Annotated in this window: 16 protein-coding genes and 1 tRNA gene; 13 read left to right on the forward strand and 4 right to left on the reverse strand. The window is 36.9% G+C overall.

Translation table 11 applies throughout. From position 1 onward, the window contains the following. Window positions 1–69: 69 nt before the first annotated feature. From queG to CEF16_RS00785, 6 genes are all read left to right on the forward strand, one after another. A complete protein-coding gene (gene queG, locus CEF16_RS00760) occupies window positions 70–1,224 on the forward strand; it encodes a tRNA epoxyqueuosine(34) reductase QueG (protein WP_091586865.1) in 1,155 nt (384 codons plus the stop codon). A 94-nt stretch (window positions 1,225–1,318) separates the two neighbouring features. Then, a complete protein-coding gene (locus CEF16_RS00765; RefSeq protein ID WP_091586997.1) occupies window positions 1,319–1,852 on the forward strand; it encodes a methylated-DNA--[protein]-cysteine S-methyltransferase in 534 nt (177 codons plus the stop codon). A gap of 136 nt (window positions 1,853–1,988) precedes the next feature. Continuing rightward, complete coding sequence (locus tag CEF16_RS00770) at window positions 1,989–2,876, forward strand: amidase domain-containing protein (RefSeq protein WP_245917729.1); 888 nt, start codon at window positions 1,989–1,991, stop codon at window positions 2,874–2,876. Window positions 2,877–2,953: 77 nt separating this feature from the next. Further along, window positions 2,954–3,427, forward strand: coding sequence for a tRNA (uridine(34)/cytosine(34)/5-carboxymethylaminomethyluridine(34)-2'-O)-methyltransferase TrmL (gene trmL, locus CEF16_RS00775; protein ID WP_091586866.1), 474 nt, complete (start codon window positions 2,954–2,956; stop codon window positions 3,425–3,427). A 542-nt stretch (window positions 3,428–3,969) separates the two neighbouring features. Then, entirely contained in the window at window positions 3,970–4,275 is a 306-nt protein-coding gene (locus tag CEF16_RS00780) for an antibiotic biosynthesis monooxygenase family protein (RefSeq protein ID WP_091586867.1), read from the forward strand. 75 nt (window positions 4,276–4,350) lie between these two features. Then, on the forward strand, window positions 4,351–4,908 hold the full coding sequence (locus CEF16_RS00785) for a DUF5366 family protein (protein ID WP_091586868.1): 558 nt from the start codon (window positions 4,351–4,353) through the stop codon (window positions 4,906–4,908). Window positions 4,909–4,937: 29 nt separating this feature from the next. Here the strand turns inward: CEF16_RS00785 and CEF16_RS00790 are convergent, their stop codons facing one another. Then, window positions 4,938–6,803 (reverse strand): transglycosylase domain-containing protein, encoded by a 1,866-nt coding sequence (locus tag CEF16_RS00790; protein ID WP_091586869.1) that lies wholly within the window; start codon window positions 6,801–6,803, stop codon window positions 4,938–4,940. Between the two features lie 182 nt (window positions 6,804–6,985). Here CEF16_RS00790 and CEF16_RS00795 point away from each other — a divergent pair, with 182 nt between their 5' ends. The 6 genes from CEF16_RS00795 to CEF16_RS00820 all read left to right on the forward strand — a co-directional run bounded on the left by CEF16_RS00795 (window position 6,986) and on the right by CEF16_RS00820 (window position 12,839). Beyond that, a complete protein-coding gene (locus tag CEF16_RS00795) occupies window positions 6,986–8,881 on the forward strand; it encodes a PrkA family serine protein kinase (protein ID WP_091586870.1) in 1,896 nt (631 codons plus the stop codon). A gap of 222 nt (window positions 8,882–9,103) precedes the next feature. Next, window positions 9,104–9,658 carry a signal peptidase I gene (gene lepB / locus CEF16_RS00800; protein ID WP_091586871.1) on the forward strand — a complete coding sequence of 185 codons (555 nt, stop codon included), beginning with the start codon at window positions 9,104–9,106 and terminating at the stop codon, window positions 9,656–9,658. A gap of 157 nt (window positions 9,659–9,815) precedes the next feature. Beyond that, window positions 9,816–10,985, forward strand: coding sequence for a sporulation protein YhbH (yhbH, locus tag CEF16_RS00805; protein ID WP_425428012.1), 1,170 nt, complete (start codon window positions 9,816–9,818; stop codon window positions 10,983–10,985). Between the two features lie 71 nt (window positions 10,986–11,056). Then, window positions 11,057–11,374 (forward strand): YbjQ family protein, encoded by a 318-nt coding sequence (locus CEF16_RS00810; RefSeq protein WP_091586873.1) that lies wholly within the window; start codon window positions 11,057–11,059, stop codon window positions 11,372–11,374. 364 nt (window positions 11,375–11,738) lie between these two features. Next, the gene (locus CEF16_RS00815) at window positions 11,739–12,320 is read left to right on the forward strand and encodes a TetR/AcrR family transcriptional regulator (RefSeq protein ID WP_091586874.1); all 582 of its coding nucleotides are present in this window, start codon (window positions 11,739–11,741) and stop codon (window positions 12,318–12,320) included. Window positions 12,321–12,329: 9 nt separating this feature from the next. Then, entirely contained in the window at window positions 12,330–12,839 is a 510-nt protein-coding gene (locus CEF16_RS00820; protein WP_091586875.1) for a small multi-drug export protein, read from the forward strand. A gap of 59 nt (window positions 12,840–12,898) precedes the next feature. Here the strand turns inward: CEF16_RS00820 and CEF16_RS00825 are convergent. Both CEF16_RS00825 and msrA read right to left on the reverse strand, forming a co-directional pair. Continuing rightward, window positions 12,899–12,975, reverse strand: a tRNA-Pro gene (locus tag CEF16_RS00825). A 96-nt stretch (window positions 12,976–13,071) separates the two neighbouring features. Next, on the reverse strand, window positions 13,072–13,647 hold the full coding sequence (gene msrA / locus CEF16_RS00830) for a peptide-methionine (S)-S-oxide reductase MsrA (RefSeq protein ID WP_091586876.1): 576 nt from the start codon (window positions 13,645–13,647) through the stop codon (window positions 13,072–13,074). A gap of 122 nt (window positions 13,648–13,769) precedes the next feature. Here msrA and CEF16_RS00835 point away from each other — a divergent pair, with 122 nt between their 5' ends. Next, complete coding sequence (locus CEF16_RS00835) at window positions 13,770–14,690, forward strand: bile acid:sodium symporter family protein (RefSeq protein ID WP_091586877.1); 921 nt, start codon at window positions 13,770–13,772, stop codon at window positions 14,688–14,690. Window positions 14,691–14,786: 96 nt separating this feature from the next. Here the strand turns inward: CEF16_RS00835 and CEF16_RS00840 are convergent, their stop codons facing one another. Then, on the reverse strand, window positions 14,787–17,219 hold the full coding sequence (locus CEF16_RS00840) for a glycogen/starch/alpha-glucan phosphorylase (RefSeq protein WP_245917730.1): 2,433 nt from the start codon (window positions 17,217–17,219) through the stop codon (window positions 14,787–14,789). Between the last annotated feature and the right edge of the window lie 17 nt (window positions 17,220–17,236).

Raw genomic sequence — 17,236 nt, forward strand, 5'->3', positions numbered from 1 at the left:
CACCCTTTACGTTCTCTTGTTATTTGCAGTGTACCATAATTTTATAAGAAATGAGAAAGGAGGGGAATCATGACAGGGGCCCAGCTCAAAGAGAAGATTATGGCATATAGTAAAGATATCGGTATCGATAAGATTGGTTTTGCGTCAGCTGATCCATTTTTGTCATTAAAAGATCGGCTGCATGAACAACAACGATTAAATTATCAATCCGGTTTTGAAGAAAAAGACATTGAAAAAAGAGTTACACCTGCCAAATTACTTCCAGAAGCAAAGACAATAGTTGCTATCGCACTAGCTTATCCTTCAAAGATGAAGAATCCGCCAAAAAGTACAAAGGGAGATAGACGCGGAGTTTTTTGCAGAGCATCCTGGGGGGAAGATTATCACCGAGTACTAAAGGACCGACTCCAAAAATTAGAGGAATACATGTTGGAGCTTGTTCCTGGGGCCAGATGTCAATCAATGGTAGATACAGGGGAATTATCTGATCGTGCTGTTGCTGAAAGGGCTGGTATAGGATGGAGCGGTAAAAATTGTGCCATTATCACTCCAGAGTTTGGTTCTTATGTATACCTAGGGGAAATGGTCACGACTATTTCGCTTCCTCCTGATAACCCAATTACAGAACAGTGCGGTACGTGCAATAAATGTGTGGATGCTTGTCCAACTGGAGCTTTGGTTCAGGGAGGGCAATTAGACTCTAATAAATGTATTGCTTATCTAACACAAACGAAAGATTTTTTACCAGAAAGATACCGAAAAAAGCTAGGTAACCGATTATACGGTTGTGATACATGCCAGCAAGTATGTCCTGAAAATAAAGGAATGGACTTTCATCACCAAGAAGAGTTTGAACCTGATCCAGATACTGTAAAACCGAAATTACTCCCGCTTTTAGAATTAAGTAACAAAGAGTTCAAACAAAAGTATGGACGTCTTGCAGGGTCATGGCGTGGTAAAAAACCGATTCAGCGTAATGCTATTATTGCACTTGGCCACTTTAAAGCTGAAGAGTCGATCGAGACATTAGATCAATTGCTAAACAATGATCCAAGACCTGTAATACGAGGCACTGCAGCTTGGTCACTTGGTCAGATTAATACGAAAAGAACAATAACTTTATTAGAAAAAGCGAAGGGATACGAGACAGAGGGTGAAGTTTTGAAAGAAATTGAGAATGCTCTTAATCAAATAGCGGAAGATCAAATGTTATCCTCTAAATAAAATACAACACGTTTATGGCCATCCACTTTTATAAACTCTCATATCACCACAATGACCTTTTTATGTTGACTTAGGGGAGAAAGGAAAGGTGTTTATGCCGGGAGGAAAGTTTATTTACTATGCTAATTACAGCAGTGCAATCGGCCCATTAACATTAGCTGCAACAGATAACGGAATTTGCTCTTTACAGTTCGGTGAAACAAAAAACATGCTGCCCATTATTAATGCTTGGATACGAAAACAAAATATATGTGGAAAACTCATAGAAGATAAAGCAGCATTAAATGAGGCAATGGTTCAATTGGAAGAGTATTTTACTCATAAAAGGAAAATCTTTGATCTCCATCTAGATTTATATGGCACCCCTTTTCAAAAATTAGTCTGGGAAGCTCTACAGCATATACCGTATGGCGAGACCCGGTCATATAAACAAATAGCAGCAGATATTGGGGCTCCAAAAGCTGTTCGAGCCATTGGTTCGGCTAATAATAAAAATCCACTTCCTATTTTTCTTCCTTGTCATCGGGTTATAGGCAGCAACGGAAACATGGTCGGTTATGGCGGGGGTTTGGACAAAAAAATGTATTTGTTGCAAGTTGAAGGGGCATTAGAAAAAATCTCTTCATAGGGAACTATATGATTGTAATGCGTTGTACTTCTATTCAAAGAGGTGCAGCGTTTTTATTTTTGAAACTTGTACTTAATAAGGATTCTTATTAATAGGATAAAAACAAAGCGGTGTCTAAGGAAAGGAAGGGTGTTTTATGAGAAGAAATTGGGACAAAGCCCTATATTCTCATATACAAGAATGGATAAACTTTCAATTAGGAAACGTACAGACTAGACCCAAAAAACTCGCACCACAAGAGATTGAAATGCTTTATCGCTTTAGACAATCATTACAAACAAGAGGGGCTGCCCTGCTTAAAATGAATGCTTCCGTTCACCCTTACAGGGTTCAAAAGAGTGGTAAACAAGAAAATATAACATATCAGCTTTTCTACACCAGACTATATAAGATTGGCGAGAAGTATCACTTAGAAGAACATTTGCTAAAACGGTTTGCCAAAACACATGATGGTAATATTATTATAGATCAATTGATCCATGAAGAATCTCCAGTCGAACCGGAATGGAACACGACAAATGAAGAAGAAGAAGATAAAAGATCATTTGAGTACGATCGCCGGGCAGCTGTACAATATGCGGAACGTTGGTGGAATGATTATAATCCCGAGTATAAAAAATTCACCAATAATTGTACGAATTTTATTTCGCAATGTTTGCGTGCTGGAAAGGCACCTATGCGCGGGATGCCTAATAGAGGGAGGGGATGGTGGTATGGGAAAAGTAATTGGAGTTATAGCTGGGCTGTTGCTCATTCATTCCGCTGGTATTTGAGCGGATCCACCAGTGGCTTGACAGCTGTAGAAGCAGAGGATATAAAAGATTTAGGACTTGGTGATGTTATCTGCTATGATTTCAATGGGGATGGAAATTGGCAGCACAGTACAATAGTGACAGGATTTGATGGCAATAATGAACCACTGGTTAATGCTCAAACAGAAAACAGCAGAGCAAGGTATTGGAAATATGAAGATTCCACTGCTTGGACACCAAATATAAAATATAAATTTTTTCGTATCGGATAATAAATAATACAAATAACTTAAAATAAAGATTATGGTATAATTACGTGTGATGTTATGAAATAAGACGAGGTGCAGAAATGAGTATTCATGTTGTATTATATCAGCCAGAGATTCCTGCAAATACAGGAAATATTGCTAGAACTTGTGCAGGTACAGGCACACATTTACACTTAATTAGACCGCTTGGCTTTTCTACAGATGATAAAATGTTAAAACGAGCGGGCTGTGATTACTGGCCAAACGTAGAGATTCATTATTATGATTCCCTAGATGAACTCTTTGAGTGCTACATTAAAGGTGAATTTTATTTTATTGAAACTCTTGGGAGAAAACCATATAGTACGTTTTCTTTTGAAGATCCGAAAACGGATTATTTTTTTGTTTTCGGTAAAGAAACGAGTGGCCTGCCAGAAAATATTACATCTAAAAATGTGGATAGATGTCTGCGTATCCCTCAAAATAATCATATACGCTCCCTAAATTTATCTAATACTGCTGCGATTCTTGTATATGAAGCATTACGACAGCAAAATTTCCCAGCGTTGTATTAAGAAAAGTCTTTAGCATTAAAAAGATTGGCCAAAAACGTCTATTCCTGTACAATATCGAACGGACTCAGATTCACGATTCTGCCAAGTACAGGATGTTTCAGTATTTCTGTTCCCGCAGGTCGTAAGTGCATGTGGAAGACGATCTCCGCTCGTGCAGGGGCATTTACAACCGGAGTAAAAGGGATGACAGAGGGGCAGGCAGCCTATTACTATCTGTTTGAATAAACAAAAAGAGCCCTATGTAAGGCTCTTTTTGATGGAAAGATTAATACTTATGAGGTTTATCTTCAAAACCTGCAGTAAGGATGGATACGAGAAAAGCAACACATACTCCAAGGAGCAACACTAGTTTCATTATGTAAAGCCTCCTTTAACGCTTGTCTTCATAAATATATTATACCCTATTTCCCAAGTGCTGTGAATCCTTGGATAACAATATCATTTGGAGGTTCATCTGTTACATTGGTATAATAGATAATGTAACGTATTTAATTTTTAAAGTATGCTATTTTTTTACTTATTATACGGGAGGTGTTCTGTAAATGTATGTAGTAATGAACGAGCTTCACGTACCAAATGAAGCAAAAGAAGCAATGAAAGGTCGTTTTGGCAAAAGTGCTGACAATATGAAAGCCGTTCCGGGATGTTTGGATTTTATGTTTTTAGAACAAGATGAGGAAAACGGAAAACAAGTTGTTTTTACGAAGTGGGAATCAAAGCAGCATTATGAAGATTGGCTTCATAGTGATGCTTTTAAAAAGGCTCACCAGGAAAAAAGAGAGTCCAAAGATAAAGGCCCTGCTTCTGGAAGTGAATTAAAGGCCTTTGAAGTAATACATCATTTATAAAAGGATAAAGCGGAGGGGGACAGCCTTCCGCTGTCTTTTCTTCATGGTAATACCATTGGGAGATCAGGAATTGTAATGAAAAATACATATTTAACAAGTCATTTTCCTTTGTTTTCAATCTTGCTGTTCAGTATTTCACTATCTATCTACATGGAAAATATAATTATTGAATGGCTTTCAGATATTGGTTTATATACCGGGATGCTGGAATTTTTCTCTGAAACCGGTATAAAATTAACGCTGCTGTTTTTATTAACTTTATTTTATTTTATGGTATTTGCTGCGTTAAAGTTAATTGCCGATACTATGATGGAGTTGTCTTTATTGTTTTTTTCTAAAGATGAAGAAGGAAATGAACTTCGTAAAATTCGTGGCGGAACATGGATTTACTTAATAGCGAGTTGTTGTTCTCTTTTATTTATAACCTTTCCCGCTGGAATAGGGGCTAGCTTTTTACTGGCAACCGTTATTTACTTCATTTATTTTGTGTATAATGTATCAGAATCCATGTCTGGTACAGGATTGTTTGGAATGATTTTTTTCCATATTAGTTTTTGGTGTGTTTTTGTGCTGGCTGTAATTTATGCAGCTATAAGGCTTTATAATAGTATTATTAATAGTCTTCTTATATAAAGAAGCGGTCAAGAGCGGCCGCTTCTTTGTTATTGAGGAAGCTGTGATACTATGTCTTTCCACAAGCCTAAATGAGGGCGTGAGGACTGTAAATGCTGCAAAGTTGCAGGGGTATCTTGTCCAATCCATACTCCTGTAGTAAAACGATCGTTATAACCAACAAACCACAAATCAAACGTATTATTGGTAGTACCTGTTTTACCCCCGATGTTATCTCCTGATATGTTTGCATATTGGCCTGTTCCATCGGTGACTGCTTTTTGCAGCATCGTTCTAAGTTTGTCATTTGTTTCTTTCTCCCAAATGGGTTCAGAGTTGTTTTTCCATTCATATAAAATATTTCCATTATTATCTTTAACCTGTTTAATGCCTCTAGCTTTAGTGAAATGGCCATCATTAGAAAAAACAGTGTAGGCCCTTGTTAACTCTAAAGGACTCATTCCATGAGAAAATCCACCTATTGCAGCTGGATGTGAATAATCTTCAGGTTGAATTTGGGAAAAACCAAATTTTTCTAGGTAAGAAAAAGCTGTAGGAATACCTACTTGGTCAAACAGTCTAACAGCAGCGGTGTTGTAAGATTGAGCGAAAGCATTTTTTATTGTCGTACTGCCGTAATAACCACCTTCTGCGTTAGAAGGGCAGTATCCGTTGCGGCAGAACTGGTCTGTACTTATATGTGCTTTCAAGCTTGTTTTGGTTTGATCCATATAAGGGCCGAATACGAGGAGCGGTTTAATTGTGGAACCAGGCTGGCGAAACGCTTGAAAAGCACGGTTGAAATCGTATTTTTGATAGTCTTTGCCTCCGCTCATAGCTGCTATGCTGTTTTTGGCATGATCAATAATTACAGCTGCTCCTTGTACGTTCCATCGTTTTAATTTGTCATTGAGATTAGCTGCAGCCTGTTCTTGAATAACGGGATCCATAGATGTTACTATGTGTACACCTGACTGAAGGATTTCATTTACTCTCTTGTTTAATTCCTTTTGAATAGTTCCTTTTTTCTTCTCATCAGCTGTCTCCATTTTTTGTTGATACCCTTCTTTAGATGCTATCAGTTGTTTTAATTCGTGTTCAATATAGTGCGCATAATCAGAATAATACTCTGATGGTTCAGTAAAATTGATTTCTACATCCTGCAATAAAGCTTTTTCCCTATCTTTTTCTGTAATCGCTTCTGCTTCCACCATTTTATTTAGAATCCATTGCTGCCGCAAATGAGTGTTTTCTTTATTAGTTAAAGGATCATAATGACTGGGGTTTGCTGGTACAGCGGCTAGAAATGATAGCTCAGCAAGGGTCAGTTCCTTACTTGATTTGCCGAAATATGTTTGACTTGCTGTTTCAAACCCGTAAATACTGTTATGAAAATAAATCGTATTAATGTAAAGCTCTAGAATATCATTCTTTGAATACTCTTTTTCAAGCTGGTAGGAGTAAAGCACTTCACTGAGTTTACGATTGTACGTTTGTTCATGAGAAAGATATATGTTTCTGACAACCTGCTGTGTTAAGGTACTCGCTCCTTCTTCTATATTATTAGACTTAGCATTTACAATAAGCGCCCGAACAATGGACGATATATCCACCCCTTTATGTTCGTAGAACTGTTGATCTTCGGTAGATAAAAAGGCTTGGATGACAAGTTCTGGAATGTCCTCGTAATCAATATATTTACGGTTTTCTTCCAATTTAAGTGTAGAAAAACGTTCACCGTTTTTATCATAAATATAACTATTCTGCGGAATTTTGATGCTGTCTATGTGTACTTCGTTTTCTAGCACTGTTTCTACACTCTTAACATTATTTGCTTGATGCATCGTGCTGCTAAGTAAGATTATAAAAACTATCATTAAAAACATTATAAATACGTATCCAGTTGATGTTTTCATATGGTTTCACACTTTCAAGCACAAATTTTACTTTTCTAACTTTAATATCGGCAAAAGAGCAGGGTTATGTTCTCTTTTTTTTTTGCATAGATATGGAGTAATGAACAAGGTATTTAGGAAGCAGCCCAATCTGCTTTCTTCGCATTTTACTCTGTTTTTACGAAGAAAGGGAGGCTCTTAAATTGAGTATTATTGATAAAATACGTCAGTCTCGAGAAGAAGAAGAAAACTTAAAGTGGCGTGGAACTTTTAGGGAATATTTAGAGTTAGTGAAAGAAAATCCTCATATTGCTCAGACTGCTCATTCAAGGGTATATAATATGATAAAGGATGCAGGTGTAACAGAAAGAGACAGCACAAAAATGTACGAGTTTTTTGGAAAAGAAATTTACGGTTTAGAGGATTCCTTAGAAAAATTAGTAGAAGAATATTTTCACTCTGCTGCGCGCAGGCTCGATGTTAGGAAAAGAATTTTACTTTTAATGGGGCCGGTGAGCGGAGGTAAGTCAACGATTGTTACTTTACTAAAGCGAGGGTTAGAACAATACACGAGAACGGATGCAGGTGCTGTTTATGCAATCGAAGGCTGTCCGATGCATGAAGACCCCCTCCATTTAATACCAGGTCATCTTAGAAAAGAATTTTATGATGAATATGGAATTCGCGTAGAAGGCCATCTTTCCCCATTAAATATGATGAGGCTTGAAAAAGAGTATGGTGGAAATATAGAAGACGTCATGGTTGAAAGAATATTTTTCTCAGAAGACAGAAGAGTAGGGATAGGAACATTTAGTCCGTCTGATCCTAAATCACAAGATATTGCAGATTTAACCGGCAGCATTGATTTTTCAACGATCGCTGAATATGGGTCAGAGTCAGATCCTAGGGCTTATAGGTTTGATGGCGAATTAAATAAAGCAAACAGGGGTATGATGGAATTTCAAGAAATGCTTAAGTGTGACGAGAAATTTTTGTGGCACTTGTTATCTTTAACTCAGGAAGGAAATTTTAAAGCTGGACGTTTTGCCCTCATAAGTGCGGATGAACTCATTGTAGCTCATACGAATGAAGCCGAATATAAATCATTTATTTCAAACAAAAAGAATGAAGCACTTCACTCACGGATCATCGTTATGAATATTCCGTATAATTTAAGTGTTACAAATGAAGAACGAATTTATGAAAAAATGATTAGAGAAAGTGATATGGCTCATGTGCATATTGCACCACACGCCTTACGGACAGCAGCGGTATTTTCTGTTTTAACCAGGTTAAAGGATCCAAAAAAACAAAGTGTAGATCTCGTGAAAAAGATGCGTTTATATGACGGGGAAGAACTTGAAGGTTTTAAAGAACAAGACGTGGTAGAATTGAAAAATGAATATCAAGATGAAGGCATGGATGGAATAGATCCGAGGTATGTTATAAATCGTATTTCATCTGCGATTATACGTAAAGATGTTGCTTCTATAAATGCCCTGGATGTTCTTCGTTCATTAAAAGAGGGACTCGATCAGCATGCATCTATATCGAAAGAAGATAAGGAAAGGTATTTAGATTTTATTTCGGTTGCGAGAAAAGAGTACGATGAAGCAGCTAAGAAAGAAGTCCAAAAAGCATTTGTTTATTCTTATGAGGAATCAGCCAAGACATTAATGGATAATTATCTAGATAATGTAGAAGCGTATTGTAATAAAAATAAATTAACAGATCCGTTAACTGGGGAAGAAATGAGCCCTGATGAAAAGCTGATGCGTTCCATTGAAGAACAAATTGGTATCTCTGAGAATGCAAAAAGAGCGTTCCGTGAAGAAATCTTAATTCGAATTTCCGCTTATGCACGAAAAGGGAAAAGGTTTGATTACAACTCTCATGAACGTTTAAGAGAAGCAATACAAAAGAAATTATTTGCAGATCTAAAAGATGTAGTAAAGATAACGACGTCTACAAAAACACCAGATGAATCTCAATTGAAGAAAATTAATGATGTGATTGCCAGACTAATTGATGAGCATGGGTATAATTCAGTATCTGCAAATGAATTGCTGCGCTACGTGGGAAGTCTGTTGAATCGTTAGATCATTAAGTAAATGATGTTTGATTGAGGCCATATCCAAAAGCAAAAGAAACCAACCGTAATTATCTCTCCTTACGGTTGGTTTTCTTCATGTTTAAAGGTGCTTTTGGGACAGTCTTTTTTTGAATAAGATAATCTTAGCATAAAGTTTTGTAACAAGAAACTCAACAATTGCCGTTTATGTATAACAATGATACATTATAATAGAATGAATGGAGGAGAGATGATGAATAATTTAGCACGGGAAATTTGGGATTGGGTTAAGACGTTTGCCGTTGTTATTATTATCGTATTAATTGTACGTACTTTCTTTTTTGCCAATTATATGGTACATGGAGAGTCTATGATGCCGACAATTGAAAACGGTGAACGTTTAATAATTAATAAAATAGGCTATGAATTTTCGGACCCTGACCGTTTTGATCTGGTAGTGTTTCACGCAAATGAAGAAAGTGATTATATAAAACGAATTATCGGACTTCCAGGTGATTACATTGAATATGAAGATGACACCCTCTATGTTAATGGTGAAGAACAAACAGAAGAATACTTGACCCCTTTTAAAAATCAGATGGGAGAGGAAGATTTCACTAATGATTTTACATTAGAAGAAATTACTGGAGAGACGGAAGTACCTGAAGGAAAAGTATTTGTCCTGGGGGACAATAGACAAAACAGTATGGACAGCCGCCAGTTAGGTTTTATTGATATGAATGAAATTGTTGGAAAAGCAAATATCCGTTACTGGCCAATAAATGAATTTACATTTATGCGCTAAGATTTGAAACCTTTGTGGTTATGCCACAAGGGTTTTTTTCATAAAGTAAATAAAGATAGGTTGGTCTTTAGTCAGAATTTTTGCAACTATAGTGATTGAATCGCATAAGATAAGAATAATCCACTTTTAAATGGGTAGTAATGAAAGGGGGCCCATGATGTCAGGAAATGGTAAGCATAATTTCATAGTGTCTCGAGAGAACTGGTCCCTTCATCGAAAAGGTTATCAAGATCAAAGACGTCATCAGGAAAAAGTGCAGGAAGCTGTGAAACAAAATTTACCGGACCTCATTTCAGAGGAAAATATCATTATGTCCAATGGTAAAGATGTAATCCGTATTCCTATTCGCTCTGTGGATGAATATAAAATTCGTTATAATATGGACAATAACAAATATACAGGTCAAGGTGATGGAGACAGTAAAGAAGGAGACGTCATCGCAAGGGAACCTGGAGGAGGAAAAGAGCAAAAAGGAGCTTCAGGGAAAAAGCCAGGTGACAAAGCAGGGGAAGATTATTATGAAGCTGAAGTATCTATTTTAGAATTAGAAGAACTGTTATTCCGTGAAATGACTTTACCTAACTTGCAGCAAAAAGAGAAGGACGAAATAGTAGTAGAAGATATAGAATTTAATGACATACGTAAACAGGGGTTAATGGGCAATATTGATAAACGTCGCACCATTTTATCCGCATTTAAGAGAAATGCATTAAAAGGCAAACCTAATATTAATCCTATTTACAATGAAGATCTTCGTTTTAAAACATGGAATGAAAAAGTAAAACCAGAGTCTAAGGCGGTTGTCCTTGCTATGATGGATACCTCAGGCTCTATGGGACGATGGGAAAAATTTATGGCAAGAAGTTTTTTCTTTTGGATGGTTCGATTTCTAAGAACGAAATATGAGACAGTGGATATCGAATTTATTGCACATCACACTGAAGCAAAAATTGTAAGTGAAGAAGACTTCTTTTCAAAAGGCGAAAGTGGGGGAACTATTTGTTCTTCTGCTTACGAAAAAGCACTTGAAACGATTGATAAAAATTATTCTCCAGTTCTTTATAATATTTATCCTTTTCATTTTTCAGATGGAGACAATTTAACCTCTGACAATCATAAATGTTTACGGTTAATGAATGAATTAATGGAATTGTCCAGCATGGTAGGTTATGCGGAAGTAAATCAATATCAGCGTCACTCCACGTTGATGCAAGCGTACAGAAAAATTAATGATGCTCGCTTCCGTCATTATATTCTCAAGCAAAAAGGCGATGTCTTTCATGCTTTAAAATGGTTTTTTTCTAAAGAAGAGCCAGAATACGTTTAATAATGAAACATTCCCGGCTTTCCTTCGTATATAATAGAAATGAAGTCAGTTAAAAGTGAGGGCCGGATTTTATGATAATTGTTAGTACGGAAAAAGTAGCAGGTAGTGAGGTAAAGGAAGCTTTAGGAGTAGTAAAAGGTAATACGGTAAGAGCTAAACACCTTGGCAAAGATATTGCAGGAAGTTTACGAGGACTGGTTGGCGGAAAGATGAAAGAGTATGAAGAAATGTTTTTAGAAGCAAGAGAATATGCTGAAAAAGAAATGATAGAAGAAGCAAAAAAGCTGGGAGCTGATGCAGTTGTCAGTGTACGTTACTCTTCTTCTTCTATTATGAACGGTACTTCTGAAGTGATGGTTTACGGTACTGCTGTAACGTTAAAAAAATAGGCATTTTATTTAAGCTTGCGTTGTTAGCGCAGGCTTTTTTTTAATCCTGTTAAGCACTAGTTTCAGGTTCTCCCCTGCAGCAGCACTAACGTTTTCAGAGGTTCCTATACATAATGAAAATGAAAGTGTTTCTTAGAGTGTGCATCTAGTTCCAGTTTTAACTGGCGGTTCTACGAGTAAATCCGTAACATGAAGTGATGTACTTAGCCGATATCCATTCGTACATAAGATGCTTTTGTGTTTAATTAGTTAACAGAAAATTATGTCTTTCAGTGAGGGAAACGATTATTATTGACTCATATATCCGTTCAGTGTAAAATAACTACCGACCGTTAGTTAGTTTGCAGTTGAAAGGGTTGAGGATATGACAGTAGATAAAATTAAAAAAACCGCTTTAGAATTATTTGCCGAAAATGGTTATGATGGAACAAGTCTGTCAGATATAGCAAAGCGAGTAGGGATTAAAAAGCCGTCATTATACAATCATTTTGATAACAAAGAAGCACTGTATTTCGCCACGATAGAAGATGTATTTCGCGCCTATGTAGACTATGTTAATGAGTCCTTAGCTGATATAAAAGTAAAGACAGTAAAAACAAAATTAAAACAAGCACTTATATCAACAGCACAATTTTTAAGCTCTGACGATATAGGCATGATGTACATGAGAGTATTGATGTTCCCGCCAATGGACCTTAGAGAAAATATCGTGAAACGCTTTGAATTATGGGAAGGCGAAACGGATGAAATCTATATTCAGTTATTTGAAGAAGGTATTAAAAACAATGAAATTCAATCAGGAGATATACAAATATATTTGCAGGCTTTTTATACATTACTTGATGGAATTTCTACAGACATGTTTATCTATTCAAAAGAAAAAGTGGACGCCAAACTAGAAGCTGGCTGGATGGTGTTTTGGAATGGGATAAGTGTTAGAAAGTAGGTGGGGACAATGCTAGAAGTTATCGGTTGGTATATAAGTATATTTTTAATGGCAGCTACGCCTTGGCTCGAACTATTAGTAGTAATCCCTATCGGAATAGGAGCGGGATTAAATCCTGTGATCGTTGGTGTAATTGCCTTCCTTGGAAATGCTTTACCCGTTTTTTTATTAATTTACGGTATGGATGGCATACGTGAAATGAAATGGATAAAAAAATGGAAAGAACGGGCACGGTTTAGGCATGATGTTCAGCAAAGCGCAGATAAAGAAAAGCTTGCTAAAAAACAAGCGAGGAAAGAAAAAATGCAGCGTGTATTTGATAAGTACGGCGTAGCAGGGCTTGCGCTTGCTGGTCCCGGGATAACAGGTATCCACTTGGCGACCATTTTTGCAATGGCTTTTAATGCAAAGAAAAGAAAGGTTGTATTGTGGATGAATGTCAGCCTTGCCCTATGGACATTAGGAATGACTGCTGCTTCTTTTTACGGTATTGAATGGCTTGCGAATCTGTTTGGATAAAGAAAGCTGTGTTAAAAGAATTTTTTCTTTGACACAGCTTTACTATGTATATTCGAAACTGGTCGGGATGACAGGATTTGAACCTGCGACTCCAGACACCCCATGCCTGTGCTCTGCCAAGCTGAGCTACATCCCGTATCTACAAAAATATTTTAATATATTCATTGCAGACATGCAACGGGCAGCTGGATAATAGAAGCAGTGATTGCTTCTATAACAGCAAAACATCACGTCAAGAATTCCAATACGTCTGGATAAATTCATCTCGTCCAGATTGCTCTCGGTCTTTTTTATAATCTTTTTCATTTTTTTTATAGAAATCCTGATGATATTCCTCAGCTGGGTAAAATACTGCAGCGGGTAAAATTTTTGTGACGATCGGTTTTTGAAAACGGCCGCTGTCTTTTATTTCTTGTCGAGATTTTTCTGCTAAATCTTTCTGCAGCTCATTGTGATAAAAAATGGCTGTTCTATATTGAGGCCCTCGGTCGTGAAACTGACCTTCGTCATCAGTAGGATCAACTTGAGGCCAATACAATTCCAAAAGTTTGTCATAGGGAAACAAGTAGGGATCAAAAGTAATTTGTATAGCTTCATAATGACCGGTCTGGCCTGTTTTTACATCTTCGTACGTTGGGTTTTCAACATTTCCACCTGTGTAACCAGAAATGACACTAACGATTCCTTCCATTTCATCAAACGGTTTAACCATGCACCAGAAACATCCTCCAGCAAAAGTAGCTTTCTGGTATTGTGTATCATCTTTCACGAACAAAACTCCTTTCTGTAAAAAAAGTATACCATGCATCTTTTGACATCTGCTAGCAACCTGTTTGTTCCTTAAATACTTTTATATTGTAAATGGTTGAAATGTTAGCATTGTAAAAGTATAATTCCCAAATACAGCAACGGTGAAGGGAGAGACTAAAAATGGATAAAATGCAGCTATTTGTGAATAAATTTTTTGCATTATTTGTTATTATCGTATCGTTTATCGCTTTCTATTTTCCGGATTATTTTATTTGGATTACAGAATACATAGCTGTTTTGTTAGGGATCGTTATGTTTGGCATGGGATTAACCATGAAAGTCTCCGATTTTGTGATCGTTGTTAAAAAACCCCTTTCTGTGTGTCTAGGAGTATTAGCCCAATTTATTATTATGCCAATTGCAGCCTTTAGTCTAGCTGTTATTTTGCAGCTGCCGCCGGAACTAGCAGCTGGATTAGTGCTTGTAGGGGCTTGTCCGGGCGGAACTGCTTCAAATGTAATGGTTTATCTTGCAAAAGGAGATATTGCGGTGTCTGTAGCAATGACGTCTGTATCTACGATGCTGGCGCCGATTTTAACGCCATTTATATTAATGTTATTAGCTAATGAATGGCTGCCCGTTGAGGCAGGTTCTATGTTTATTTCAATCATTCAAGTTATTATTATTCCAATATCTTTGGGACTATTAGTGAACAGTTTTTTTCCTAGAGCAGTTACGCGCAGTGTAAGATTTTTGCCTGTGATTTCAGTTGCAGCTATTATTGCTATTGTGGGAGCAGTAATCGCGGCGAATAAAGAAAATATTTTATCAACTGGTGTTCTCGTAATGATTGCGGTTATTTTACACAACAGCTTTGGCTTATTACTCGGCTACGCAGCTGCAAAAATATCTGGGTTGGATGAAACAAAGCGAAGAGCTGTGGCGCTTGAAGTAGGTATGCAAAATTCGGCTTTAGGCACACAGCTTGCCACTGCGCATTTTACGCCGCTGGCAGCTCTTCCAAGTGCAGTTTTTTCTGTATGGCACAATATTTCAGGTCCTATTTTAGTAGGGTGGTGGAACAAAAAAGATCAATCATAAAATCAGCCCTCCTTTCAGGTTGAAAGGGGGCTGTACTAATTTCTATAGAGGATAATATAAAGGCAGCTGCCCTTTTGTTTTTACCTTTATAATCTTTTAACGAGAAAAAACAGGGGATTTAGAAACCTTCCATATTTCTGAAGCGTATTCATGAATCGTTCGGTCACTGGAAAATTTCCCTGAATGAGCAATATTTGTAATACTCATTTTCATCCATTTTTGTTGATTGCGATATGTTTGGTCGACAAATTCCTGCATTTCTTCGTAGCTATTGAAATCTTTCAGAACAAAAAATTCATCATTATGAGATAGTAAATTATAGTAAATATCTTTAAAGTCTTTTTCATCATTACCAAAAAAGCCATCGTGCAATTGATTTAAAATGGATTGTAAACGTTCGTCAGTTTGATACAAGTCTTGGGCATTATACCCGCCGTGGTGATAAAAATGAAGGACTTCGTCTGAAGTGAGGCCAAATGTAAATATATTGTTTTCGCCAACCATATCTTTTATTTCAATGTTGGCCCCATCTAGCGTTCCGAGGGTAAGTGCTCCGTTCATCATCATCTTCATGTTGCCTGTGCCAGATGCTTCTTTACTGGCAGTGGAGATCTGCTCACTAACATCAGCAGCAGGAATTATTTTTTCAGCTAGTGTTATATTATAGTTTTCTAAAAATACGACCTTTAGTTTATTTTGAATCGTATCGTCATTATTAATGATATCAGCAGCAGAAAGGATGAAACGAATAACTTGTTTGGCGAAATAATAGCCTGGAGCGGCCTTGGCTCCAAAAATAAACGTACGCGGAATGATATCAAGGTCCGGGTTTTCTTTTAGAGTATTGTACAAGTAAATAATATGAAATATATTTAGCAGCTGACGCTTATAGCCGTGCAATCGTTTAATATGAACATCGAAAATAGACTGGTCATTAACGATTAATCCAGTTTGAGCTTTGATGATACGGGCGAGCCTTTGTTTATTATATGTTTTTACTTCTTTTGCTTTTAACTGAAAGGATGGATCTTCTGCATAGCGTATAAGCTTAATTAAATCTTTAGGACGTTCCTTCCATTGATTTCCGATTGCAGACGTAATTAAACGGGAAAGTTCAGGATTTATTTGCAGCAGCCACCTTCTATGAGTAATACCATTTGTTTTGTTATTAAATTTTGCTGGATACAGTCGATAAAAATGTTTCATTTCTTTATTTTTTAGAATATCAGTATGGATTTTAGCAACACCGTTTACACTGTGGCTCCCAACAATTGCTAAATGAGCCATTTTTATTTGTCCATAACTGATGATGGCAAGTTCAGGGATTTCATTTCTAAATTGTTTGTGGTCAAACCAAATATTTTGGCAAAACCTTTCGTTTATTTCTTCTACAATCATGTAAATTCTTGGCAGCAGGGAAGAAAACAAGTCCACTGGCCAAGTCTCTAGTGCTTCACTAAGGGTGGTGTGGTTCGTATAGGCCACTGTTTGGGTCGTAATAGACCAGGCTTGCTCCCAGCCCATCTCTTCTTCATCCATTAATAATCTCATTAATTCGGGAACTACCAAACTAGGATGAGTGTCATTGATTTGAATAGCCACTTTGCTCGAAAACTCTGATAACGATTTAAAATAATTGGTTTTAAATGAGCGAATAATACTTTGAAGTCCTGCAGATACGAGAAAGTACTGCTGTTTCAATCGAAGTTTTTTTCCTTCAAAATGAGAATCATCAGGATAAAGAAACTCAGATATTTGCTCAATGGAACGTTTATATTCTAGATAATCGTTATATTGTGGAAGTTCATTTTGAGAATAAGCTGCTGCATCAATTGATGATTCGGCGCTCCATAATCTAAGTGTATTAACGGTTTGATTGTTATATCCAGTAATTGGTACATCAAACGGCACAGCCCTAACAGTTTCCGCGTTTTCGTAATAAAACTGCAGCCGTCCGTTTTCTTCTTTCATGTTAATAGTGCCGCCAAACTTCACTTCCACGCTCTCATCTGGTTTTCTATGTTCCCATACATAATCATCTTTTAGCCAATAATCTGGCAATTCAACTTGATTTCGGTTAATCAGCCTTTGTTCAAACAATCCGTATTTATAACGTATACCACATCCATGTCCGGGAATTTGCAAGGAAGCCATAGAATCTAAAAAACAAGCAGCCAGCCTCCCAAGTCCTCCGTTACCAAGTCCGGCATCGTGTTCACAAGCCAGCACCTCATCCAAAGTAAAGCCAAGCTTTTTCACTACTTTTTTTGCCGGCTCTAACATTTGAAGATTTAAGAGGTGTACTTTCATCAATTTTCCGAGTAGAAATTCCATTGAAAAATAATATACTTGTTTTTCGTTATTCTTGTCATAAAATTCCTGCGTTAATTTCCAATCCACATTTATTTTTTCGGTTAATATACAGCTTAGGGCAATAAATATATCTCTGTTTGATGCATCTTTAACAGAAATGCCTAGTTTTGTTTCGAGATGGCTGTTTATGGCTTCTTGTATCTCTTTCTCTTTCATAAATCCACTCCCTTGTT

This window comes from Alteribacillus bidgolensis (assembly GCF_002886255.1).
In the GTDB taxonomy this organism is placed as follows: Bacteria; Bacillota; Bacilli; order Bacillales; family Marinococcaceae; genus Alteribacillus; species Alteribacillus bidgolensis.